Origin of the sequence: Porphyromonas sp. COT-052 OH4946 (assembly GCF_000765965.1) — a bacterium.
Taxonomy (GTDB): Bacteria; Bacteroidota; Bacteroidia; order Bacteroidales; family Porphyromonadaceae; genus Porphyromonas; species Porphyromonas gulae.
Genome location: NZ_JQZY01000006.1, coordinates 14,677 through 39,921 on the forward strand (window position 1 = coordinate 14,677; position 25,245 = coordinate 39,921).

Annotated in this window: 23 protein-coding genes and 1 pseudogene; 13 read left to right on the forward strand and 11 right to left on the reverse strand. The window is 48.6% G+C overall.

Annotation, left to right across the window (positions count from 1 at the left end; genetic code table 11):
• Positions 1-25: 25 nt before the first annotated feature.
• Positions 26-637, reverse strand: a complete 612-nt coding sequence (locus HQ50_RS12355) for a transposase (RefSeq protein WP_255327672.1) — start codon at positions 635-637, stop codon at positions 26-28.
• A gap of 909 nt (positions 638-1,546) precedes the next feature.
• Here HQ50_RS12355 and HQ50_RS01490 point away from each other — a divergent pair.
• From HQ50_RS01490 to HQ50_RS01520, 7 genes are all read left to right on the forward strand, one after another.
• On the forward strand, positions 1,547-2,374 hold the full coding sequence (locus HQ50_RS01490) for an ABC transporter ATP-binding protein (RefSeq protein ID WP_039427761.1): 828 nt from the start codon (positions 1,547-1,549) through the stop codon (positions 2,372-2,374).
• Positions 2,375-2,390: 16 nt separating this feature from the next.
• Positions 2,391-3,248, forward strand: a complete 858-nt coding sequence (locus HQ50_RS01495) for a hypothetical protein (protein ID WP_039427765.1) — start codon at positions 2,391-2,393, stop codon at positions 3,246-3,248.
• A complete protein-coding gene (locus HQ50_RS01500) occupies positions 3,245-4,003 on the forward strand; it encodes a hypothetical protein (protein WP_039427768.1) in 759 nt (252 codons plus the stop codon). The genes HQ50_RS01495 and HQ50_RS01500 overlap by 4 nt, the downstream gene beginning before the upstream one ends.
• Positions 4,000-4,371: a GntR family transcriptional regulator gene (locus HQ50_RS01505; protein ID WP_018965985.1), complete on the forward strand. Its 372-nt coding sequence runs from the start codon at positions 4,000-4,002 to the stop codon at positions 4,369-4,371. Before HQ50_RS01500 ends, HQ50_RS01505 begins: the two co-directional genes overlap by 4 nt.
• Before the next feature lie 203 nt (positions 4,372-4,574).
• The gene (locus tag HQ50_RS01510) at positions 4,575-7,079 is read left to right on the forward strand and encodes an outer membrane beta-barrel family protein (protein WP_235317899.1); all 2,505 of its coding nucleotides are present in this window, start codon (positions 4,575-4,577) and stop codon (positions 7,077-7,079) included.
• Positions 7,080-7,109: 30 nt separating this feature from the next.
• The gene (locus HQ50_RS01515; RefSeq protein WP_018965983.1) at positions 7,110-7,850 is read left to right on the forward strand and encodes a head GIN domain-containing protein; all 741 of its coding nucleotides are present in this window, start codon (positions 7,110-7,112) and stop codon (positions 7,848-7,850) included.
• Between the two features lie 245 nt (positions 7,851-8,095).
• Positions 8,096-10,375 (forward strand): S9 family peptidase, encoded by a 2,280-nt coding sequence (locus HQ50_RS01520; RefSeq protein ID WP_052074862.1) that lies wholly within the window; start codon positions 8,096-8,098, stop codon positions 10,373-10,375.
• Positions 10,376-10,805: 430 nt separating this feature from the next.
• Here HQ50_RS01520 and HQ50_RS01525 read toward each other — a convergent pair whose 3' ends face one another.
• The 6 genes from HQ50_RS01525 to HQ50_RS01555 all read right to left on the reverse strand — a co-directional run bounded on the left by HQ50_RS01525 (position 10,806) and on the right by HQ50_RS01555 (position 15,612).
• Complete coding sequence (locus HQ50_RS01525) at positions 10,806-11,342, reverse strand: ClbS/DfsB family four-helix bundle protein (protein ID WP_039427775.1); 537 nt, start codon at positions 11,340-11,342, stop codon at positions 10,806-10,808.
• 3 nt (positions 11,343-11,345) lie between these two features.
• Positions 11,346-11,978, reverse strand: coding sequence for a DNA alkylation repair protein (locus HQ50_RS01530; RefSeq protein ID WP_039427779.1), 633 nt, complete (start codon positions 11,976-11,978; stop codon positions 11,346-11,348).
• 22 nt (positions 11,979-12,000) lie between these two features.
• Positions 12,001-12,543, reverse strand: a complete 543-nt coding sequence (locus tag HQ50_RS01535) for an HXXEE domain-containing protein (RefSeq protein ID WP_039427781.1) — start codon at positions 12,541-12,543, stop codon at positions 12,001-12,003.
• Positions 12,544-12,639: 96 nt separating this feature from the next.
• The gene (locus HQ50_RS01540; RefSeq protein ID WP_039427784.1) at positions 12,640-12,954 is read right to left on the reverse strand and encodes a helix-turn-helix domain-containing protein; all 315 of its coding nucleotides are present in this window, start codon (positions 12,952-12,954) and stop codon (positions 12,640-12,642) included.
• Between the two features lie 118 nt (positions 12,955-13,072).
• A complete protein-coding gene (locus tag HQ50_RS01545) occupies positions 13,073-13,981 on the reverse strand; it encodes a TIGR01777 family oxidoreductase (protein ID WP_039427787.1) in 909 nt (302 codons plus the stop codon).
• A gap of 749 nt (positions 13,982-14,730) precedes the next feature.
• Positions 14,731-15,612 carry a hypothetical protein gene (locus HQ50_RS01555; protein ID WP_230587239.1) on the reverse strand — a complete coding sequence of 294 codons (882 nt, stop codon included), beginning with the start codon at positions 15,610-15,612 and terminating at the stop codon, positions 14,731-14,733.
• A 253-nt stretch (positions 15,613-15,865) separates the two neighbouring features.
• Between HQ50_RS01555 and mscL the strand changes: the two genes are divergently transcribed.
• Positions 15,866-16,285 carry a large-conductance mechanosensitive channel protein MscL gene (mscL, locus tag HQ50_RS01560; protein WP_039427790.1) on the forward strand — a complete coding sequence of 140 codons (420 nt, stop codon included), beginning with the start codon at positions 15,866-15,868 and terminating at the stop codon, positions 16,283-16,285.
• A 14-nt stretch (positions 16,286-16,299) separates the two neighbouring features.
• Here mscL and HQ50_RS11660 read toward each other — a convergent pair whose 3' ends face one another.
• The gene (locus HQ50_RS11660; protein ID WP_155259047.1) at positions 16,300-16,449 is read right to left on the reverse strand and encodes a hypothetical protein; all 150 of its coding nucleotides are present in this window, start codon (positions 16,447-16,449) and stop codon (positions 16,300-16,302) included.
• Positions 16,450-16,662: 213 nt separating this feature from the next.
• Between HQ50_RS11660 and HQ50_RS01565 the strand changes: the two genes are divergently transcribed.
• The 3 genes from HQ50_RS01565 (at position 16,663) to HQ50_RS01575 (ending at position 20,783) form a co-directional block, all read left to right on the forward strand.
• The gene (locus HQ50_RS01565) at positions 16,663-17,820 is read left to right on the forward strand and encodes an NAD(P) transhydrogenase subunit alpha (protein ID WP_026292360.1); all 1,158 of its coding nucleotides are present in this window, start codon (positions 16,663-16,665) and stop codon (positions 17,818-17,820) included.
• A gap of 111 nt (positions 17,821-17,931) precedes the next feature.
• Complete coding sequence (locus tag HQ50_RS01570; RefSeq protein WP_018965970.1) at positions 17,932-18,246, forward strand: NAD(P) transhydrogenase subunit alpha; 315 nt, start codon at positions 17,932-17,934, stop codon at positions 18,244-18,246.
• Complete coding sequence (locus HQ50_RS01575) at positions 18,243-20,783, forward strand: NAD(P)(+) transhydrogenase (Re/Si-specific) subunit beta (RefSeq protein ID WP_039427792.1); 2,541 nt, start codon at positions 18,243-18,245, stop codon at positions 20,781-20,783. Before HQ50_RS01570 ends, HQ50_RS01575 begins: the two co-directional genes overlap by 4 nt.
• Positions 20,784-20,929: 146 nt before the next feature.
• On the opposite strand, the gene lpxZ is transcribed toward HQ50_RS01575, so the two are convergent.
• The 3 genes from lpxZ to HQ50_RS01590 are packed head-to-tail and all read right to left on the reverse strand — an operon-like array spanning position 20,930 to position 23,599.
• Positions 20,930-22,129, reverse strand: coding sequence for a lipid A deacylase (gene lpxZ / locus HQ50_RS01580; protein WP_039427795.1), 1,200 nt, complete (start codon positions 22,127-22,129; stop codon positions 20,930-20,932).
• Positions 22,126-23,106, reverse strand: coding sequence for an SPFH domain-containing protein (locus tag HQ50_RS01585; protein WP_039423082.1), 981 nt, complete (start codon positions 23,104-23,106; stop codon positions 22,126-22,128). Before HQ50_RS01585 ends, lpxZ begins: the two co-directional genes overlap by 4 nt.
• Positions 23,107-23,134: 28 nt before the next feature.
• Positions 23,135-23,599, reverse strand: a complete 465-nt coding sequence (locus HQ50_RS01590) for an NfeD family protein (protein WP_039427797.1) — start codon at positions 23,597-23,599, stop codon at positions 23,135-23,137.
• A gap of 625 nt (positions 23,600-24,224) precedes the next feature.
• Here HQ50_RS01590 and HQ50_RS11975 point away from each other — a divergent pair.
• Positions 24,225-24,803, forward strand: coding sequence for a hypothetical protein (locus HQ50_RS11975; RefSeq protein WP_235317786.1), 579 nt, complete (start codon positions 24,225-24,227; stop codon positions 24,801-24,803).
• 178 nt (positions 24,804-24,981) lie between these two features.
• Positions 24,982-25,245 (forward strand): annotated as a pseudogene (locus tag HQ50_RS01605) (transposase); the annotation flags it as partial.

Below are 25,245 nucleotides of genomic sequence, written 5' to 3' on the forward strand. Positions count from 1 at the left end.
TAACAAAAGCCACTGTCGGCACGAACTAGTCCAACTTTTTACCCTCAAGCTTATGGAGTGTATCTTCAAGAAACGCTAAAAAGTTGTTGCAGGCAGAGGTATTACCAGGCCGCAACCAACAATTGGCAACCATCTTGTGATCTGAAAGAAAGGACATCAGCGGATGGTGGATGACACGACTTGGCTTAGTCGAATTATACCCCTTAGCTGTCCCCTCTTGATCTCCATATATAGTCATGACTGTGGAATCAAAGTCTAGAGTTAAGTTATCAAAGTTAAACCGCTTAAAGAACCATTGATACAAGGCTGAAAAGCAGTCTTGATTCTCTCTCTGACTGAACTTCTTAAAGTAGCGACTGTAAGCCTTGTGGCCGGGCATCTGATTGAAGTTAAAGATTTCAGCCAGTGTTCGATCCTGACGCAGTAGTTCTGTATGACATATGGCAGACGCTCCACACCACAGCGAAATCCAATACCCCAAAATGAGCTGCTCGGGAGAGTACCCTCGATTGGAACCCTGCTCAGGCAAGCCAATGCTCTGTAATACTTGACGCATATTCATTCGATCAAGCATTTCCGCTAAGAGCTTGAGTCCTCCCCAAGGACTCATATGTTTATCGACAAACTCTATTTCCATCGCATAACCAAAATGGTGATCCTAAAAGAAGGTTCGTTAATCAAGTGTATAAGAACCTAAATTAATGAAATAAAGCAAATTCCAAGTCGAAATATCTAATGACCGCCATTAGAAACTCATCCTAATGACAATTTTGGGTTGAATGTACTAGAGTCCCAAATTATAGAAGAAAGAGGCCAAGGATACAGTATAAACTTTCAAATGCGATAGCCCTGCCTATACAGAACACCAGGGATAATTATGTCCTCATTAGGATAAGGCATAATCCCCCTTGCGGAGCTCGTTCATGTAGCTCCGCAAGGGGGATTGACAAGCCCTTTTACTCCTTCTTCCACCCAAATTCTTCGCTCCTTGTAGCCGAAGAATGCCTCTTTCCTACATCTCCTTATTTTTCAATGGTCTCATCAGATATATTACGGTTCGAGAACGATGGAGGCTGCCCGCTCTACCGGGTAGCCTCTTCTTTTTTATTACAGCAAAGAAAACCTTGCCTTATGGAGATTGGACATACAGCATTGCCATACAGTATACATTAATAACCCAAAGAATACCGACTCCTCTGTCCGTGCTTTCTGAATCGTCATTTCCATCAAAAATCGGAGAATCAGCCCAATTTTTTCGTCTGATATTTGGTTAATCCAAACAAGTAAGCTATGTTTGCGGTGCACTATCAGACTAACACACATTATCAATTATTAATAAAACGCTGATTATTAGTCAATAAAAGATAGAATCAGACGAAAGGAGACATAGAAAAAAAGAAGACAACGACAAAAAAAGTATCGCAAAACAAGGAAATACGGGCAAAAAAGTCTCGCCAATATGCACTTGATCTGTAGCATACACGGAAAGAGATAGAATGATATAAAGAGTAAAAAACAGAATACAAACAAAAAACAGAATAAAACAATGATCAACGCTAGCAACATCAGATTCAGCTATCCGCGACAAAGGTCGCTCTTCGAAGGCTTAAACCTCGAACTACCTAAAGGCAGTATTACGGGACTGCTCGGACGAAACGGCGAGGGAAAAACCACTCTGCTCAAACTCCTATGCGGCCAATTACTCCGAAAGGATGGCAATCTGACAGTATTGACAGAAGATCCGCGACACCGCTCGGTGAAGTTTTTGTCAAAAGTGTTCCTGCTGCAAGAGGAAGTGACCTGCCCGAATGTTACGATCAGAGACTACTTCCGGATGATCACTCCTTTCTATCCCTCCTACTCTCCCGAAGTAGCTCAGGAGATCATCCTCGCGTTCGACCTGAACTGGGATATGAAGCTCGGCAAGGTATCGCAAGGACAGAAGAAAAAGGCTGTCATCGCATTGGCTCTCTCTCTTCGCACTCCACTCTTGCTAATGGACGAACCGACCAATGGGCTGGATATTCCGAGCAAAAGTGCTTTCCGCCGCTTGATGGCACGATATATAACGGATGAGCAAACGGTCATTATCAGTACACATCAGGTACGCGATCTGGAGCAGATCATCGATCGCATCGTGATGATGGACAAGAATGCCATCGTCTGCAACAGGTCCGTAGCCGAACTGAGCGAGCGATTTGCTTTCCACCAAGTGGCACAGGGCGACAAGCCTATATACAAGGAAGGCTCCACAATGGGTGAAGTGGGTGTGTATGAGAATACCACCGGAGAAGAAACGCCTTTCTCCATGGAGCTGTTTTTCAATGGCATGATAGCCGAAAGAGAGGTATTTAATCGTGTGTTGAACCGCTAAAGCCACCATCACCACTATGACAGCATTAGTAAACAGCCGGCCGACAAATGTCTGGCAGCGCATCGGCCTCCTCTTCGCCATGGAATGGGGTACTCAGAAGAGAAACATTCTGTACGTAACCGGCACGCTCTCTATAGTAGCTCTTGCTATTGCCATCCTTATATCAGTCTCTGTCAATGGCCCCATGTCTAAGGAAGGATTGTCTGGGTACATATTCAGTTTCTTTTCATTGTTTTTAATGACTACGATGGTCTACACCTATATCGCCATTCAAAGACAAGTCAATCACTCCAAGACCATAGCCTATACGATCATACCGGCTTCTGTGGGAGAGAAATACGCGGTGCTCCTGCTTTCTTTTTTGCTTCCGTTTATATGGACTATCGCTCTTTTGGCTATAGCCATATTGTTCTTGGGCATCTTGCTTCCAAGTACTTGGACAGCGCTGTACGACCTTTGGATGAACCTCTTCTTCATAGAACACATCGTACCGGTCGAAGAAGCAGAGTGGGCAACGGAAATGCTTCGCAATCTGAGATTCTATTTCATCTTGTACAACATCGTGGGCACCTTCTGTAGTATAGCTATGGCCCTTTGGTGCTGCATCAACGTACGAGGTACCACTCAGTCCATTCTGTCCTATATCGGACTCAATGCCGTGCTGGGTATTTTCTCCTCGATAGTCGTATTGCCCGCGATGGTAGCTCGCCTATCCTATATCTCATACAGCAATTCCGTAAACGAGGGGGAAGCTGTCGTAAATGCTATTTTCTCTCCCGAAGTATGGAGCTATCAGCTGATGGTATTAGGATTGGTAGGGATACTATTCTATATCCTATCTTATTTCTCACTGAAAAAAAGACAACTACGATGACAACTACACACAATCGACATAAAGCCGCTCCCTCCTTTCTCGGGCGTATAGGACTACTCTTTCGCATGGAGTGGTGTACACAGGGACGCAACACCTTATTTTTCTTGTTGGCTCTGCTGGGAGTACTCGTAGGTCTGACTATGCTGCTGCACATAGGAGACGAGCTGAATCCTCTCTCCGTAAAGGACAGAACGCATTTTGACCTTTGGCCTTTGACCCTCGTATGCGTAGCTTTCTACGTATTCCGAATCGTACAAGGTCGGGTCAATAAGTCCGACACCATCACCTACACCTTGATACCGGCTTCTGCCACAGCAAAGTTCGTCGTTATACTGATAGAGGGGATATTGGCATTGTTGGCAGCCGCTGTGGTAAACCAAATAGCCTATACGATAGAGGTACTCCTCTACCCCACTGTCTTGGAAGCATCGTACTATGCGCCTTATATCTGGAAGACGTCATCGGGCTATGGGTGGTTTTCATCCGGATTCTTGGATCTCTACTGGCCGGGTGTAGTCGTTCTGTTCAATGTACTGTCAGCAGGTATTTACTTCGCCATCAGTGTCCGAAAGCTCACCATGGCTACCGTGGCTTTCCTCCTGACTATGGGAGGAGAGACGATTTTGTTCGGCGTACTGACATCCAATCTGAACCTGTACGGAGAAGATCTTTTCATGGCTCTTTTCTTCGGCAGTATCGGTTTGTGCCTATTCGTTTTATCCTTTATCAACCTCCAAAGACGACAACTGAAATGACCGCTATACTTCAAGCACAATCCATATTCCTCCAAATATCGGACACGATCAAGGACAGGATCCTCTCCGGCGAATATTCAGCCGACGAGCGAGTACCATCTGTCCGCGAATTGGCCGAGCAGATGGAAGTCAATCCCAACACAGCGATGCGAGCTGTCGAACGCCTGCAAATGGAAGGAATGATCTACAACAAGCGCGGACTCGGCTACTTTGTCAGCCCCAACGCTCGCGAAGAGATCCTTGCCTCCCGGCGCAAGAAATTCGTAGAAGAGGTGGTACCGGCCCTATTTAGCGAGATGAAACTCCTCGGGATAGGCCTGGACACCCTCCGATCCGAATGGAACAAGCAAACAGAGAATAATTCATAGACTATATGCGTTTCCTTCTTATCCGCTCCCGTTGCGGCATTGCGAGTCGCCGCTAATGGGGCGGAGCGGAAGAGATCCTCCCTCCTACTACTTCTTTTCGAGCATTCTGATAAGAAATAATAGGAGTTCAACTAGAGACTAAATAAGCAATAGACTCAAAGTATTTGCGATACGTACACAATAAACTACCAATCATCCAAACAATGAAACGAATCGTTTTATCATCTTTCCTGTTCGTTCTGTCCATACTTTCTTTGATGGCACAGAGCAATACCCTCGATGTACACATATCCGGTACAATCAAGGATGCTTCCACCGGCGAATCGATCCCCTATGCCACCGTAAGCATCCGGCCGGCAGGAGCAGATACCACACAGGTGTTCCGACAAGTGACTGACGGCAATGGCTATTTCATCATAGGCCTACCGGCTGCGCCTTCTTACCGCCTCAAAGCCTCCTTCGTGGGTATGAAAACCCATACCATGGAGATTCGGAGAGAGAACGGACAGCAGGATATCAAGGCTGTCGATATTTCGCTCGAATCCGAAGACAAACAGCTCTCCACTATCACCGTATCAGCTGCACGACCGCTGGTGAAGATGGAGATAGACCGCCTGTCCTATAATATGAAAGACGACCCAGCAGCCAAGACGAACAACCTACTCGAAATGCTACGTAGCGTTCCTTTGGTAACGGTAGACGGTCAGGGCAATATCCAGGTGAAAGGATCGTCCAACTTCAAAATCCACCTCAACGGCAGGCCCTCGACCATGGTGAGCAGCAACCCGAAGGAGGTCTTTCGCTCCATTCCTGCCCATACGATCAAACGAGTGGAGGTCATCACCGACCCAGGCGTAAAGTACGATGCGGAAGGCACAAGTGCCATCCTGAACATCGTCACAGAAGAAGGCAAGAAGCTGGAAGGATATTCAGGCTCCATCACGGCCAGAGCGAGCACAGACCCCTCTGCGAATGGCAGTGTATTCGCAACTGCCAAATCCGGCAAGGTGGGACTGACTGCCAACTATAATTACTATAGAGGCAAAAGTAGCGACTCACGTTACCTTACTGAACGCACGACCCCAACACTCCAAACGATAGAAGAGGGGACAGGAGAAGAAACCTTTCACGGACACTTCGGTAATGCCCTCCTTTCCTTCGAGATAGATTCGCTCAATCTCTTTACGGTAGGCGGCAACGTACGCCTTTGGGAGATGACCACTGACCGGAACAACGTAGAAAAAAGCTATGCCGGCGGCAACCTCATGTCCTACATAGACAGAAAACTCAAGACACAGATGGATGCCGGATCATACGAGCTCAATGCCGACTATCAGCACAGCACACGCCTGCCGGGCGAATTGTTTACCGTCTCGTACCGTTTCACTCACAGCCCGAACAATAGTGAGACCTTCATAAATCAATGGAAACGCGATCCACTCAATACGGCCAATACGATCCAGTATGCCGGCCAGCACTCCAAATCCGATGCAGGTATGGACGAACATACGGCACAGGTGGACTATACACGCCCCATCGGACAAGCACATTCTTTGGAGGCAGGGCTGAAGTACATCTATCGTCATGCCACGAGTGATCCGCTCTATGAGATACGGCCGTCCGAAGATGCTCCGTGGCAGCCCGGCTCCTTATATCCCCAAAATCTGTCTGCAAGAAAATTCCGTCACGATCAATATATAGGAGCAGCCTATGCCGGTTACAACTATCGTAAGGCGCAGTATTCGTTGCAGACCGGTCTGCGTGTGGAAAGTAGCAGGCTGAAAGCACTCTTCCCCGAAAATGCAGCAGCAGACTTCTCTCACAACTCGTTCGACTGGGTACCGCAGCTCACGCTCGGCTATACCCCCTCACCCATGAAGCAACTCAAGCTGGCCTATAACTTCCGGATCCAACGTCCTGCCATCAGCCAGCTGAATCCCTACAAGCTGCAGTCCAACGATTATCAGGTACAGTACGGTAATCCCGACCTAAAGTCGGAGAAGCGTCACCATGTCGGTCTCTCTTACAACCAATACGGAACCAAAATAATGCTTACCGCATCGCTCGACTATGACTTCTGCAACAACGCCATCCAGAATTACACCTTCTCCGATCCGGCCAATCCCAATCTGTTCCACCAGACCTATGGCAATATCGGACGAGAGCATTCTTTCAGCTTGAATACCTATGCCATGTACACGCCGGCCGTATGGGTTAGGATTATGCTCAACGGAAATATCGATCGCAAATACCAAAAGAGCGATGCACTCGACATCGATGTCAGCTCATGGTCGGGGATGGTATATTCAGGTCTGATGTTCACCCTGCCGAAGGATTGGACTGTGAACATCTTCGGAGGTTATTATCATGGGGGAAGAAGCTACCAGACGAAGTATGATGGCAATGTATTCAACAATATCGGTATAGCCAAACAGCTTTTCGACAAAAGGTTGAGAATCTCGCTGAGTGCAAACAACATTCATGCGAAATATTCGACATGGAAAAGCCAAACCATCGGCAATGGATTTACTATTGATTCGGAAAATGCCCGTACACAAAGGAGTGTTTCCCTCAGCCTCACCTACAGCTTCGGCAAGATGAATACGCAGGTGCGCAAGGTACAGCGTACGATCGTCAATGACGACCTCAAGCAGACCTCATCCCAAGGGCAGCAAGGCGGCGGACAAGGAGATCCTACCGGCAACTGATCAATGAAACTCTGCAAAAAACACCATACAATGAGAAAAAAGATTTTCGCAGGCCTTGTCGGCCTCATAGGCACAGCACTGATAGCCGGTGCATGCAACGTCAAATTCGACAGCAAAGGCAAAACAATCACCCCCGAGGGCGATGCCATCACGGAGACTCGCGACATCGGCACATTCGACAGGATCGATGTCGAGGATGCATTTGCCATCCACTACAAGGCCGGCATTCCGACCGATGGGCTGACCATCGAGGCGGCACCCAATCTGATGGAATACATCGTCACGGAAGTAGCGAATGGCGAACTTTCCATCCGACTCAAAGACCGCTATTCGATCCACGACGGGAAGATCGTCGTTAGGGTCGGTTCGCCGACCCTCAAGGCAGTGGAGATGTCCGGTGCCTGTTCCCTGAATGTGGAGGGAGAGCTTGCCGGTGACCGGCTCGATCTGGACATGTCCGGAGCTTCTTCGGTGAACCTCACCGGTCGCCTCAGAGCCTTGGATATAGATGCTTCGGGAGCCTCCGGCATCACTCTGAAAGGTTCCTGCGAGGAACTCACGCTCTCATGTAGCGGGGCTATTGGTTGCGATGCATCCAAATTCATTACCCAACGCACCGAAGTGTCCATCAGCGGCACGGCATCGGTGAAGATCAATGCCTCGGAGTCTGTGCGGGGAAATCTCTCCGGCATATCCTCTCTCGAAAACTACGGAGCCTCTTCGAATGATGAGGTAGTGACCTCCGGCATGTCTTCCTACAAGCACAAATAACCCTATAGAGCAGAAGGGGACGACCTTACCATCAGAATAGGACGACCTAACCAAATTGTTAGGACGACCTAACAGAATCATTAGGACGACCTAGCCGATCGGGTCACTGCTTTTGGATAGAATATGTCGGCATATTTTTCTAATCTTGTGGTCGCTATCGGCAGAATCCAATGGTTTTCTCCTTTCTGCACGACACAACCGAAGAAACAAGCAATTCATCATAATCACTCAACAAAATACCAAGTATGAAACTAAAAATCCTATTACTAACAATCCTGACATTAGGAGGAATGACTGTGCATGCACAAAAGATCACAGGCGACTGGAAAGGAACACTCTCCATTCCGCAAGCCAACATGGAGCTGGAACTCATATTCCACATTACCGGAGAGGGTGCCGACCTCTCCACAACGATGGATGTACCTGCTCAGGGAGCGACGGGCATCCCCGTAGACAAGACCACCTTCGCCGATGGCAAACTGACACTCTCCGCAGCTGCCCTTCAGTTCACATTCAAGGGCACCCTGTCCGGCAACACGATAGAAGGCAATGTAGAGCAGATGGGCTTCAGCCTGCCGCTTACGCTACAACGATTCGAATCCAAATTGCCCGGCAATACAGCCCTCCCTTCGACCGAAGAAGAGCTTAAGGCACTGGCAGCTTTGGACAAGGGCGACTACAAATACAAAGTCGAAGACTACTTTGCCAAACCCAAGGCTTCCGCCTTTCAGCTAAGCCCCAACGGCAAGTACCTCTCATACATGGAAAAGGACGATGCCGGCAAACGCCACGTCTATGTCAAGGAAATAGCCACCGGCACCGTCAAGCGTGCCATCGAAGAAAAGGACGAGCTGATCAAAGGCTATGGATGGATCAATGACGAACGCCTCTTCTTCGTCATGGACAAGGGAGGGAATGAGAACTATCACCTCTTTGCTTCGAATATCGACGGCAGCAATACCCGCGACCTCACACCCTTCGATAGAGTGAAAGCTTCGATCCTCAACATGCTCAAAGAGCAGAAGGACTACATGATCATCTCCATGAACAAAAACAATCCGCAGATCTTCGAACCCTATAAGCTCAATGTCGTGACGGGCGAGCTGACCCGGCTCTACGAGAATAAGGATGCGGCCAACCCCATTCAGGGTTATGAGTTCGACAAGGACGGCGAACTGCGTGGATACAGCCGTCTCGTAAACGGGATAGAATCCGAGTTGTACTACAAGGATTTGGATACGGGGGAGTTCCGTCTGCTGAAGAAAACACACTGGGACGACACCTTCGGAGTCATCGCATTCAACTATGCCTCCAAGAACAGAGACGAAGCCTACGTACTGACCAATCTGGACAGCGACAAGACTCGTATCGTACTTTACGACCTGAAGCAGAACAAGATCATCCGCGAGATCTTCGCCAACGAAGACTACGACGTCAGTGGCCTGCACCTCTCCCGTAAGAGAAACTACGAAATAGACCTCATGGCCTACGAAGGCGAGAAGTCCGTAGTCGTACCCGTAAGTGCCACCTACAAGGAGCTGCACAAGCTGATGGAAAAGGAATTCAAGGGCAAAGAATTTTCCGTGGTGGATTACGACGATGACGAGACCATCATGCTGATCGCCGTACAGAGCGACAAGCTATACGGCACCTACTATCAGTTCGATGCTCGCACCAAGAAGTTCACCCTCCTCTACGACCTGATGCCTCAGCTCAAGGAGGAAGACATGGCCGAGATGCGCCCCATCAAATTCAAGAGCCGCGACGGACTCACCATCCACGGCTATATCACTCTGCCAAAAGCAGCCCTCGAAGGGAAGAAAGTACCCCTGATCGTCAATCCTCACGGAGGCCCCCAAGGCATACGCGACTCATGGGGCTTCAATCCTGAGACCCAGCTCTTCGCCAGCCGCGGATATGCTACCCTGCAAGTCAATTTCCGCATTTCAGGCGGATACGGCAAGGAATTCCTCCGTGCCGGATTCAAGCAGATCGGTCGCAAAGCCATGGACGATGTGGAAGACGGTGTACGCTATGCCATCAGCCAAGGTTGGGTAGATCCCGACAGGATCGCCATCTACGGTGCCAGCCACGGAGGTTATGCCACGCTGATGGGTCTGGTGAAAACACCCGATCTCTATGCCTGTGGTGTGGACTACGTAGGTGTATCGAACATTTACACCTTCTTCGACTCCTTCCCCGAATACTGGAAGCCGTTTAAGGAAATGGTCAAGGAGATTTGGTACGACCTCGACAATCCCGAAGAAGCAGCTATCGCCAAGGAAGTGTCCCCCTTCTTCCAAATCGACAAGATCAACAAGCCGCTCTTCGTCGTACAGGGAGCTAATGACCCACGTGTGAATATCAACGAGTCCGATCAGATCGTAACGGCACTGCGTGCTCGTGGATTCGAAGTACCCTATATGGTGAAGTACAACGAAGGCCACGGATTCCATCGTGAAGAAAACTCCATGGAGCTATACCGCGCCATGCTCGGTTTCTTCGCCAAACACCTGAAGAAATAAGCCGGAGAATAAAAGGCTGAAAGCTCAAGAGGGTGCTGCAAGCGTTTCGTCTTTGCAGCACCCTCTTCCTTTTCATCGGCCATACCCAAACATCCTGTCCGACCCCAAAGAAATTTCCGGTGGGATCACCTTTGAGGCTCGTACCCTCTCATTCTTTCAAGTGAAGGAATTGGGGATAATGCAGGATTCGGCACTTCTTCTCAATGAAAATTCATCCTTGTACAGGATATTGAGCTTCTACTCTAAGTGTCGGAATGTAAATGACTTGGAGATTTCTCATCCGAGAAGCTCCATTGTCTTCACCTGTGAAAGGTCTATTACAAGAGCTAAAAATACTCTCTTTAGGAAAGGTCTCGGCTGCTGCTTTTTGCAGATCAGAAAACACTGTAAGAAGAAAGACCATTTGGCATACAGACAGCTTCGCATCCGTTCACTTACCGGTCTTGATATGCAGCTTTATTTTCTTCATCGCCCAGTCGTAATGACTGGAAGTGGCTGATACGCAGTATGCACCGAGAGTCGAAGTACCCGTCCAGTCGAATACTCCCTTGGCAAATAATTCATCGTTCGAAAATGTCTCGATCAATGCCATTACTTGTCGATGGCTTTCTTTCAATTTGTCCTTTGCTTCTGCCAATGGCGTCTGTTGGTGTTTCTTCCAAAACTCCACGTTCATCACCGAATAAGTCTTCCAGTTATAGGGTTCAGGCAGAAAAGGCTTGCGTTCGCCCTTGCTGTTGGAGTTGATCCAATTCAGCAAGAGTTGGTGCCACTCGTACAGATGCACGAGTACATCGCGGAGGTTTTTGTCCCGACCCCAATGTGCTTCCTTGCCGGCTGTAGCCATTTGGTCGGCAAATGTCGCATTCTGCAGATCATCGCTCATTCCGTCAACAAGTACCCACAGCTTCTCGAATTGTGCATTGGAAGCCATGATCAAATCCTGTTTCGTCGTTGCTCTTGCCATATTTCACTGTTTTTTAATGTCTTTATTCGGATGCTTGGAAGCATGTTTGTAAGTGAACAAGACCAAAGGATCGGACAAATCCCATTTCTTTAGCTCTTCTGCGACCGATTCTTTGTGCTTCTTGCTGATGTCTTTCAGTGCGTTGCCGACAGACTTGCGCACGTATTCGCTTTCGTGCCCCCTATGCCGACTGAGCCATTCGATAGCAAGACATGGATTCTCTTTGAAGAATGGGCGACTTGTCCAAATCCTCAATCCCTCCGTTACGGCCCTGACCACATTCGCATTGTCGCTATCGAGCCATTCCCTGATGACAGGCAGGGACTTCTCGTACCCCTGCTCCTTACAAAACGTATCGAAAGCTTTGGCAAGTATCTCCTGCACACGCCAATTCATATCCAAGCTCACCCGATCTTTCAGAAAGAGGAGTGCTTCACTATTCGTACCGGCCAGATGTCCTAAGATTGCAGTCGCCAACATTCGTGGCTGATAGGCTTCATGATCGAAAAGCTCGGAAGCGATGACAAAAGATCTTTCTTCCGAAGAGGAAGACAAAATCTCTTTTGCAGCATCGAGTATATGCACGAAGCCATGCTCGATTTCCAATATCCGTTTCAATACATTGTCGGTCTCCATACTGGTTTTTATGTTTCAATGATTAGAAAAAAATCCCTCGTTTGACCTCCCATCTATAAAATTTTGACATGAGGAAAAATGCTGAAAGTAGACTAAGAGCAGCAAGAGTGATACCGATGACTGTCCATAAAACCATTTGTAAGGGAGACAAGGAAGTAGTGTCTGTAAATTTCACGAAGGCATATATACAATAGGGGAAAGTCAATAGAGTCGTAACAATTACCGGAATATATTTACGGTATATAATCCATTGTGCAAGATGTATAAACAAATGGATAGAATGTCCCATCAATACAGCAAACCACCATTGATATGCACCTTGCCATACGGCAAAGAAAGAAACAACGGAAAGCAAAATAAATTCGTGAGCTGTACCAACGGCAAAAGTCGATGTTGAGTAATCGAATAGCCCCCGCTCTGTAATGAAGGCTTCTACTTTAGGAAAATGTCTTTTCAGGTTCTCTCTATTCTGAAATATCCATTGCTTGAACATAACTACCTCTTCATATTCATGAAGCATGAACATAATAGGAAGAAGCAACATAAGCTTTTCTAAATCGGTCATCACATTATCCTTTCTTACTTGATTTTATCGAAATTACACCGGCCAGACGACCTACGACTGAGCCATCCTACATGACTTTTACCTGCTGTACCTTATTCATTTTTTGCTACCTCTCTTGCGCTTGGGCTGCTGTTCTGCCATGACTTCATCGAGTGTCTGATACTGCCTTTGGCCGAAGAGTAGCGCAAAGTCCTGCAAGGCATTCAGGGCGAATCCGATTTGCAATAAGCCTCTAAAAGAAATTTCGCCTGTACGCTCGAACCTGCGATAAGTAGGCAACTTCATTCCTGCCCGTAAAGCCATTCCCTCTTGCGTCAGATCCATCTCCAGCCGTCGGGCCTTTACTCGGGAAGCAACCTGCATAGCTACGGACTGGGGATCAGAAGCCATAAGTACCAATATATTATCCATATGAGCAGAAAAAACCTCTTTATTGATATTATGTTATCACTTTCAAAGATAATAAAACCGCCTAAAAAACAATCAAACGGACTGATCCACCAAAGTAATAAAATCCGTTTTTTGAATTTTATCGCAAAAGATTGTCCATTGCTTTTTGGAGGGTGGCATACTTGAAGCGATAGCCCGAAGAGATGATTTTTTCAGCCGATACCCTACTTCCTTCCAGCAGAATGGAAGCCCGCTCGCCGAATACGCGACGAATAACCCATTTGGGTATGGAGGGAAAGAAAACAGGCCGTCCGATGGCACGCCCAATAGCGCGCATGAACTCTACATTACGCACATGCTCCGGTGCCACCACATTATAAACACCGGATACAGTCGGATTTCGGAGGGCATGCAAGATAATTCCGCATACATCGCTGATATGGATCCATGGCATATACTGCTTCCCACTTCCTAACGGAGCACCGAGAAACCATCTGACGGGACGCACCATCTTAGCCAAAGCACCGCCCCGAGAAGCCAGTACAATACCGTTTCGCATAATGACAATTCGCTCCGACACCCCCTCTTGTGAGAAATCGTGAGCCGCCTGTTCCCACTCCATACAGACATCGCTCAGAAAGTCGTCGCCCTTTTTGTCGTTTTCGGCGAAAATGCTTTCGCCGGTTAGCGTCCCGTAGAACCCCACGGCCGATGCCGAAATGAAAGTAGCTATCCGAATGTCATTGGCTTTCACGGTCTCTAACAGGAGCCTTGCCGAATCGACCCTGCTCGAACGAATGACCTCTTTGCGCTCACTCGTCCACGGCTTATCGGCAACTCCGGCTCCTGCCAGATGGATGATATGCCTCACTCCTCGCAGTGCTTCGACCTCGATTCGCCGCTCGGCAACGTCCCATTCATATTCGTTTTCGTTCCGTTTATGGCGCGTCAAAAAGCATACGGAGTAACCGTTTCGCACAAGTTCTTCCGACAATGCCCGTGCAACCATCCCGTTTGCACCGGTAATCAAAACAACGTCTTTCTGCATAAAGAAACTCACAAAATTCAATCCGCTAAGACACTGAAACAAATATATAAAATGGGATGTACAGGAAAGTGTACCTCAATGGAAAAATACGCGCCAAAAAAGTTTTCAACAACGAAGCGGAATTTGGAATGATTCCAAATAAGCATCCAAAAGAGAGAGGTGATCGAAGTAAAAAAGACAAGGAAACGGATTTTTGCAAGTCAAAATACGCTTTTCGGAAGATTGGGAAACGATTTATATATAAAGCATTTTCAATTTATATATAGATCGTTTTCGATTTGTATATAAAACGTTTTCAATAAATATATAGATCGTAAATGATTTGTATATAAATCGCAGGACGAAAAAGGCCGATTCGGGAGGTGATAAAACAAAGGCACCCACCGAGTTTTACTGCAAACTCAGTGGGTGCCCGGTCTCTTGGGAGAATTACCGAAAGGGTATTCCGCCCTTATACATCATAGGTCTACACGCTTTTTTTCTCTAATGCAGTGAAAGGATGTGAATAAAAGGGATGCGACTGTAGCGGTCGTATCAGCAAATGGTCGAGTGGTCATTGTATCGGAGTGCATACCTATTTAGCAGTTTACAATCTATTTATATTGATCCGAAGAGCGTATTCTATTTTCAAAAAGAGCTTGATCGGCCACAAATATAAGAAGATCGGCCAATTCGAGGGAATCGAAACATTCGCATAAATTCTACACTCACAAACCATGAAATGATCTTCGAGAGAATATCGCCGAAGTTTACAGGTTGGCTCCAAGCCAATGACCGATCAGACGAGGGGCTTCGGCGGGCAACAGCTGATCGGGAGGCAACTCCTTGAAGTACCGATCCGTGACAGTCGGCTGAGAAGATTCCATCTCGCCGCGTTTAAGAGCATTGTCCAATAGGATTTTTCGGTTTTGCTTCATCCAAAGCAATTGATCCGAGGTAAAACCGAAGAGCCATTCGTCCGTGGCTTGGGGGAAAACCTGCTTCATCAACCGATATATATCGCCCCAATACTCCAATTGGAATCGCAGGGTCAGTACCGTCTCCCGAGGCAATGGACGTTCGGAGCATATCCAGCCCAATACGGCATCGCGCACTACATATTCGGGCGACATGGTTTGGCGCGCATACTCGCTGAAAAACTGCAGATACACGGGATAATCGGGACGGATATACTTGTCTATCGAAACAGATACCAGATCCGGGACGGCGACGACGCTCTGCTGTAAGCCACTGACATGAAAGGCCACATAGCGTGGTATGGTCATCTGCGGATCCAATGTGCGCAACCGCTCGAATGCTGCCCTCACCTCTCCGGCTATGGAGTCGGCTAAAGGAGTTGTATAGCAGGCTTCCGTATCGGCATACAAACGCCGAAGCTGCGGATGGCTATACATGCGGACGAGTACTTCGGTGGGATTTTCCTCCTGTGCGTTGGGATCCAGTACCCTGTATGCCAACCAGTCGGCATTGGCAGGATCGCAGCGGACTATCTCCTCCGTGGCCGCCTTAGGATCGGAGGAGAGGGATGCAGCGTAGTAGAGGCTATCGAAGCGGACAAAGCGAATGGAGTCCTTCGTCTCTTGTGCCGAAAGGGCAAGAGCACAGAAAAACGGCAAAAATGCAAGCAGCATTTTCTTTACTAAATACGTATTTCGTTTCATTGATATTCGGTATTGCAGTTAGCCAAATAAAGGTAGTTGCTTTTTTTACATTTCGATAATTTATACATATATTTGACGATCATAGCACGAATTTCCCATCGGGAAAAAGAGTGCCGTGGCGTTTAATTAGAGAAACTAACTCATGTATGGGAACTCTCTGTAGATATGCGATTTGAGTTCGCAAGATCAAAGCAGACAGATCTCATCAAAAACAAAGCGTATTATGAAGAAATTTATTCAGGACTTCAAAACGTTTGCTCTTAGGGGTAACGTAGTGGACATGGCTGTCGGTGTGATCATCGGTGGCGCATTCGGAAAGATCGTCACCTCGTTGGTGAACGACATTATGATGCCTCCCATCAGTTTGCTAACGGGTGGTGTCAACTTCTCAGATTTGAGAGTTGTATTGAGCAAGGCAGTTATCGAAGGCGGAGAGGTCGTTAAGCCGGAAGTCTCCTGGAACTATGGCAATTTTATCCAGACTACAATAGACTTCCTGATTCTGGCATTCGTGATCTTCCTGATGATCAAAGCTATCATGGCTGCCAAGAGGAAAGAAGAGGAAGCACCTGCAGCTCCCGCTCCTACGCCACCTGAAATCGAACTGCTTACAGAGATTCGCGATTTGCTCAAGAAGCAATAAGCACAGAGTCTCCCCTACTCTCGGCCACAAATGGCGAGGATATATCCGCTGCCTACCGGTCGGGAATGGGTGAGGAATAAAGAGAGACCGCTACTCACAACTATCGGAGACAGGGCTTGCACGCTCTGCCGATAGTTCGGGTAGCGGTCTCTTTGTTTTTCCATTTATTCTTTTGGCAATACTCGTTACGATTAAAGAAAAGTGCGCTTAATAAGTGCATTATATACATTTCTTTTCTACTTTTGTGATCGCTCAGCGGCTTACATCCCGATGACCTTTGGACGCCTACCACTCATGCACCGGCAGACGTTCGGAGCAGCCGATGTTAACCTCCGGCAGTTTAGTTTAGAAAATCACATTCAAAAAGAATCTAAGCAATGATTATTGGCATTCCAAAAGAGATTATGCACGGCGAAAACCGTGTGTCGGCTACCCCTGAAACAGTGGCCAAATTTGTAGCAGACGGGTTCAAAGTCCTGTTTGAAAAAGGAGCAGGAGAAGGTGCTCAGTATCATGACGAAGAATATGCCCAAGCCGGCGCTACGCTGGTAGACGGTGCTAAGGCCGTTTATGACGGTGCCGAAGTGATCCTGAAGGTAAAAGAGCCTTTGTTCAACGAACAGCTCAATACGCACGAAGTAGAACTGATGCGCAAAGGTCAGTACCTGATCACATTCATCCATCCGGCTTCACCGGTGAACCACGAAATGGTACGCAATCTGGCCAAGCAGGGCGTTATCTCCCTGACTCTCGATGGTATCCCCCGTATCTCACGTGCACAAAACCTCGACGCACTGACTTCGATGAGTACTTGTGCCGGCTACAAAGGTATCCTGATGGCTGCCGAGGACCTCGCCAGTTTCATCCCGATGATGGGTACGGCTGTCGGTATGATTCCGCCCGCCAAAGTAATGGTGATCGGTGTGGGTGTGGCCGGTTTGCAGGCTTTGGCTACGGCTAAGCGTCTGGGTGCCATCACTTATGCTGCCGATATTCGCCCCGCGGCTGCCGAACAGGCTCAGAGCTTGGGTGCCAAGATCGTGGACACGACCGTTCCTGCCGAATTGGCTATCGCCGAAGGCGGATATGCCAACAAGCTGCCCGATGATGTATTGGCCAAAGAACGCGAGGCTCTGAAGGCTACTATTCAAGACATGGATATCGTATTCTGTAGTGCATTGATCCCGGGCAAGGTGGCTCCGATCATCATCACGGAAGAAATGGTAAAGGGTATGAAACGCGGCTCTGTAATCGTGGACATCTCCATCGACCAGGGCGGTAACTGCGAAATCACACCGAAGGGAACCAAGGAAGTGAAGCACGGCGTAATGATCCAAGGTATCAAGAACATCCCCGGTATGCTCCCGAAGAGCTCTACATGGATGTTCGCACAGAACATGTACAATCTGGTGAAGTACCTCACAAAGGACGGCCGGATCGAATTGGATATGAACGACGAAGTTTGCAGCAAGATCCTTGTTACTCGCGACGGCGAAATCAAACACGCCGGTACTCGTGAAGCGATGGGTCTGTAATCGAACTGTTCCTACATCTTAATATCAAGAGCCAAGGAACGACCCCTCTCAAGTGGCCGTCCCTTGGCTCTTACTCTTTTGAGCTAATACACCAATCACTCTCATAGAATAATGAATCCGATCATTCTTATCATCGTGCTGATAGCTTCCACGCTTATCGGCTACAAGCTGATCAGCAATGTGCCGAGCTTGCTGCATACTCCGCTGATGTCGGGTATGAACGCTCTCTCCGGAGTAACCGTAATAGGGGCTATTGCAGCTGCCGGACTATCCTTCAAGTTCGGACACGACGGCCAACTCATCCTCGGCCAAATCTTCGGAGGACTGGCCATCATCCTCGCTACCATCAATGTGGTGGGTGGCTTCGGCGTCACGCACCGCATGCTCCGTATGTTTAGCAAGAAAAAGAAAGGAGGCGACCAATGAGTCCCACCATCTATTATATACTCTGCGTCCTCCTCTCTCTGATGGTATTGGGGGGAATTTCGATGATGAGCCGCGTGAAGACTGCCGTCATGGGCAATACCCTCAGTGCAGTAGCCATGTTGGGCGGTATCATCCTCACCCTTCTCTACAATGAGATCTTACCGGCCTGGTCGGTTTACATCTTCCTGATTATCGGTGCCGGTATCGGTTGGACGATGGCACAGCGTGTCAAGATGATACAGATGCCTCAGATGGTGGCCTTGCTCAACGGTGTCGGAGGTGCTGCTTCCGCTCTGGTGGGGATTTTGTCACTGGCAGCCGTAGGTATCAATCCCAACAACAACACGGCATCCGACTATCCTGTCTTCACACAAGCCACAGGTATGCTGGCACTGACTGTCGGTATGATTACCCTCGTAGGTAGCCTTATTGCCGCCGGCAAACTGCACAAAGTCTTGCCTCAGAGACCGGTGGTATGGCCTAACCATTCGATGCTTACTTCGTTGCTGCTGATCCTGACTGTAGGGTTCGTGGTGCTCGGTTCTGTTTCCATCGAAGGATTTCCCCTCTTCTGGGCTATCATCGGAGGACTGTTTTTCTCCTCTCTCTTCGGTTTGTTCTTCTCCATCCGTGTCGGTGGAGCTGATATGCCCATTACGATCTCGCTGCTGAACTCCCTTAGTGGTGTAGCCGGAGCCATTGCCGGTATGGCCGTGGGCGATATTCTGCTCGTAGCCGTAGGTGGTATTGTGGGTGCCAGCGGTCTGTTGCTGACGCAGATTATGTGCCGCGCCATGAACCGCAAGCTCATGTCTATTCTGATGGCTTCGGGAGCAAAGGCAACACCTGCCACTACAACACCGACAGCTGCTCCAAAACAAGAAAAAGAAGAGGTTGCCGCTCCTGCTCCTGCCAAAGCGGAGAAGACAGCCGGCAGCGTACTGCGCGATGCCAAGCGCGTCATCATCGTACCCGGTTACGGTATGGCATTGGCGCAAGCGCAGCACCAAGTCAGACAGCTGGCCGATAAACTTGCTTCAAACGGTACGGAAGTTCGCTACGCCATCCATCCGGTGGCAGGTCGTATGCCCGGACATATGAATGTACTTCTGTGCGAAGCCGATGTACCCTATGACCAACTCTTCGAGATGGATGCCATCAACGGAGACTTCGCTCAGACGGATGCCGTGGTGGTAATCGGTGCCAACGACGTGATGAACCCTGCCGCTCGCAATGCAGAGGGTACACCTATATATGGTATGCCTGTGCTGAACGTGGACGATGCTCCCGAAGTGATCATTTGCAACTTCGACCTCAAACCCGGTTACGCCGGTGTGGACAATCCACTCTACACACGAGCTACGGGGGTATTCCTCAAACTCGGAGATGCCAAGGAATCACTGGCGGAGATCATGAAGGAAATGGATGCTACAGGCCATACAGCTGCTCCCTCCCAAGCTCCTGCCCAATCGGAAAAGACAGCCGGCAGTGTACTGCGCGGAGCCAAGCGTGTGATCATCGTTCCCGGTTACGGTATGGCATTGGCGCAAGCGCAGCACCAAGTCAGACAGCTGGCCGATAAACTTGCTTCAAACGGTACGGAAGTTCGCTACGCCATTCACCCCGTGGCAGGTCGTATGCCCGGACATATGAATGTACTCCTGTGTGAAGCTGATGTACCCTATGAGCAGCTCTTCGAGATGGATGCCATCAACGGAGACTTCGCTCAGACGGATGCCGTGGTGGTAATCGGTGCCAACGACGTAATGAACCCTGCCGCTCGCCATGCAGAGGGTACGCCTATCTATGGTATGCCCGTTCTGAACGTGGACGATGCTCCCGAAGTAATCATTTGCAACTTCGACCTCAAACCCGGTTATGCCGGTGTGGACAATCCCCTCTACACACGATCAACAGGGGTATTCCTCAAGCTCGGAGACGCCAAGGAATCGCTGGCAGAGATCATGAAGGAAATGGATGCTACGAGTAATTCGGCAGCTCCTGCTGCTCCTGCCAAAGCGGAGAAGACAGCCGGCAGCATACTGCGCGACGCCAAGCGTGTGATCATCGTACCCGGTTACGGTATGGCATTGGCTCAGGCACAGCATCAAGTCAGACAGCTGGCCGATAAACTTGCTTCAAACGGTACGGAAGTTCGCTACGCCATCCATCCGGTGGCAGGTCGTATGCCCGGACATATGAACGTGCTCTTGTGCGAAGCCGATGTACCCTATGACCAACTCTTCGAGATGGATGCCATCAACGGAGACTTCGCTCAGACGGATGCGGTGGTAGTAATCGGTGCCAACGACGTAATGAACCCTGCCGCTCGCCATGCAGAGGGTACGCCTATCTATGGTATGCCCGTGCTGAACGTGGACGACGCTCCAGAAGTAATCATTTGCAACTTCGACCTCAAACCCGGTTACGCCGGTGTGGAAAATCCCCTCTATACACGAGCAACGGGGGTATTCCTCAAACTCGGAGATGCCAAGGAATCACTGGCTGAGATCATGAAAGAAATGGACATCGCATAGCTGTAAGCGACATCCATTCCAATACAAACGGAAAGGACTGTCAAGGAGACCGGAAACTCCTTTGACAGTCCTTTTCCTTTTGGCATTTGCCCGACTAACCAGACTAAACGATCACTGATGACTGCACTCGCAGGTATCGAAAACTGTCAATGATTGCCTTTCAGAAAAGCTATCGGGAAATTGGGATCGATACGCATCGTCAGCTCCAAGGCGTGGCTCATCGCAAAACGATCCGAAGGCTGGAACCATACCCGAGCAACAGCTGCCAACGAAATGCTTCGTGCCATCCGCCACGAATAGTCGGCATAGAGACGAATATAATCGCCCCGGCCGCTCGGAAGAGGCTGTTTGTCATACATCAGCGAATTGGCGAAAGGCGCAGCAAAGGGAGAAACGTAATGCCTGCCGTACCAATAATCCGCACGAAAAACGAGGTGTTCCAAGTCCATTCCGAGAGAAAGATAACCGCCCCACCCTCTTTCGTAAGGGAAGTATCCTCCACTTGATAAGGCCGCTACAGCATAGGCAGAACCCCAAATCCGCATGGGTTTGTCGGTACGAGGACGAAGGGAAAGCTTAAGTCCGATAGCTCCGTTCACCCATGTATGTACGGTATCCTGCTGTGCCCAGTTGTATTCTCCACCGCGATGCGTGGCAATAGCCTGCAAGGGCAGTTCGAGCTGCCATTTGCTTTCGTTTGACAGCAATTTGGAAGTAGTGGACAAGCCGAAGACAAAAGACTCCTGATGATTGTCATTCTTGAAAATCATGCTCAACCAATTGATCCAAACATCCATGCGGAAGCGTGTCCAATCTCCCCGAAATTGCAGACCGGCTTCAGGATCAGCCGTCAAATCCAACTCAGGATTGTAGATCGGTTCGATCAGTCCGTGAGCTGTACCGCCGGCTATATTGCCCAACGTCAGAGCAGTCGTGGCAGTAGGCTTCAGCGTGGCCTGTACATAAGGCAGAATACGCAAGCGTACATAGTCGTTATAGTCCGTCCAATAAGGTAAATCGGAATAAACGATACCGGCCGGATAGCGACTTGCCCCCCAGTAGTTCAGGGTAGATACTCCGAGCGAAAGCTTCACGCCATGTGCTGCCGGTAGTGAGTAAGAGGCAAAAGCGGAAACCCGTGCACCCGGCAACGTATAGCCTTTGACCGAGCGTGCATTGTACTCATTGTTACGAAAGAAGAGTGTACTTCGGATCGAAGCAGAGAGTTCATTGGGGTGAATGGTATCCGTCTCCGGTCGCTCTCCCACCATGGAATAATAATGCTGCCCGCTAAGCACAGCAGGCAGCATCATAATCAAAGCGATAAGAAAGGTAGAGAGTCTCATCCTTTCACCAAATCCTTCATGCCACCCAAGGCACCGAGCATACCGGTAGCCTCGAATGGGAGGTAAACGGTCTTGGCCTGATCGCCCTTGTTGATGTCCTTGAGCGTTTCGATGTACTGCATGGCGATGAGGTATTGGGTCGGATTGGCACCGCTACCGGCTACTGCTTCGCTGATCTGGCGGATAGCTTCGGCCTCGGCCTTGGCCACCAGTATCTTAGCCTCGGCCTCCGCTTTAGCTCTGAGGATCTTGGCCTGCTTCTCACCTTCGGCATGATTGATGGACTCCTGCATCTTACCCTCGGATTCGCGTATCAAAGCCTCTCGCTGTCCTTCGGCTTGGAGGATTTGAGCACGCTTGTCACGTTCGGCACGCATCTGCTTCTCCATGGCATCGCGAATATCGCGCGGAGGATTGATGTCCTGCAGCTCCACGCGGTTTACCTTCACGCCCCATTTGTTGGTGGCTTCGTCGAGGATTTCGCGTAGCTTGCTGTTGATGGTATCGCGGCTGGTCAGCGTCTGATCCAAATCCATCTCGCCGATCACGTTACGCAGACTCGTCTGAGTCAGCTTCTCGATAGCATCCGGCAGATTGGAAATCTCATACATGGCACGCATGGGATCCACGATCTGAAAATAGAGAATGGCATTGATCTCCGTCACCACGTTATCACGCGTGATCACACTCTGGCGAGCGAAGTCGTACACCGTCTCACGCAGGTCGATACGGGTATCGTCCTTAAACTGCACCACACTCTGTCCGGAGGGCAGTGTATAAGCGATACGCTTGCGTATGGGACGGGGTTTGTCGATAAAGGGGATGATGATACTAACACCTGAACTGAGCGTACGATAGTACTTGCCAAGTCGCTCGATGATCATGGTCTCGGACTGCTGCACGATCTTCAAGCCATTGGCAATGATGGCTATCACGAGAATGATCAGAGCTGCAAGGATAAATCCTGTTGCTGTCATAATGAATTAGGTTTTTATTGTTGAATTATTATTGTTTGTCGTTACCAAGGACTACTACATTCAGGACAATGCTTTCGTAGGATACGATCTCCACACGCACACCCTTTTCTATCACCTCTCCGGTCAGCGAGCGAGCCGTCCAAATATCTCCATCCACAGCCACGCGCCCTTTGTCCGTCGTCGGATCTATCGTCTCCGTCACCAGCACCTTCCGCCCAACGAGGGCATCCGCTCCGGTGGACACATGCGGCAAGGCTTTCTCTGCCCTCTTCTGCATAAAAGGCCTGAGCAGGAAGAGCGAGAACAACGAAGCCACAATGAAGAAAACGGTCTGCCACACGATGGACAAGCCCAAGGCCGCCGGTATAATGGCAGCAAAAGCCCCCACACCGAAGCAAGCCAGGAAGAAACCCGGGGTAAAAATCTCAAAAACGAAGAGCAGAATACCTGCTACCATCCACCACTGCACCGGAGTAATCGATTCGAATAACATAGTTCTTTGAAATGTTTCTTAGAAGTATTTTGATTTCAAAAGCCAGTTTCGACAATCGAAACCATGCCCTACAAAGATAAAGGAAAAGGTGATGCATACTGAAAAAAAGGGGAAAACTCCTATAGTCATTCTTTTTTTCACTTTAATGTCATATAACACTGATAATCATTGCGTTGCAATGACGACCGTAGGCCTACGCTGGTCTCCTGCACCGTGCAGGAAGGCATCGTACGCCTACGATTGTTTTCCAATCGCTGCACAGGCTGTCGCCACAGCGGAGACGGCCCGGAGTTTATGGCCTTCAATAAGATTGAAAAGACGCCCAAAGTGTCGATATACTTTGCAAGGCGATACACCTCTACGGATAAACCGCACATCGAACATCTCAACGCACTCACTCGGCAATACCTCCCTAAAGGCATTTCTTTCATCGAAGATGGAATGTGCAAACTATTTTCAATCTTAGATTAAAAAGTAGCTTCATATTCAATTTTTCTGGTATCTTGGGAGCGTTCGGATATGCATTAAACAAATACATCAAGCTATCGAAACAGAAAAGTTTTCTTCAAATTGGGACCGGATACAGAGATACAGCAGTTATTAACTAAATAAAAACAGAACCAAGATGAAAAGGAAAATTTCAGTTGTTTTAGTAAGTATGCTACTCGGTTTTGTAGCAAACAGTCAGGAGATCAGATTTTTTCAGGACCTTCCCGTGAGTAACCCTCAGGAGTTGTTCAAAGAGCTGGAAGCCAGAAATTTCCCCAAAGAAGAAAAAGGCAAGTTCAAAGGAGAATACATCACCGAATTCCAAGGACATCGGTTCTATTTAAGTCAAGTGGAGGACATGGTAATTGCCAAGTATTGCTGTGAAGGCGATACACGGGAGACCATAGAAATCTGCAGCGAACTCACCAACCAGCTGGAGCGACAGGCCACCAATGCAGGGCACGAAGTATCGATTATTTATCACGAAGGAAAAGAAATCCTGGAACTAAGGAATCATGTCGATATTCGCCGGCAAATGGAAAATAGGAAATACGACAGACAACGGGAAGTGGACTACTCCATCATAACGCTGGAGAACGGAGATACGATAACAGTTCGCCTCAAGCCGGTAATTGGTCTGGGAACATTCCACAAACACAGCGCAGTGTCTTGGGAAATCAGCGTATTGTTTATGTACAAGGGTTCCGCTTCCTAAAGGGAAAAGGTGTGCAGAATGAAAGAAAACCTTTCTGCATCTGGAAAAAGGAGGACATAGCCCCATAAACGATGAGATCTTTGCACGGCAATTGGTCTGCATTTTGCTTTTTAATTCATTGTCTAATAGGGAGTTATTTATTATATTTGAGTATTAAAAACAGTATAATATCCTTCCCATGGCATACCAATCCAAGAACACCGATGAGCATGTAACATTTGCAGACGCACTNAAACGACTTCCTCAATCAGATTGACAGGCTTATTGATTGGCGTCCGATCCGGACGCTGATCAACAAGAAATACACGAAGCGACAAAATGCCATCGGTGCTCCTGCTTATGACGTGATTCTCTTATTCAAGATGTTGCTCCTGGAGATATGGTATAACCTCAGTGATTGTGCTCTGCAGGAGCGTATCAATGATTCAATCACTTTTTCCCG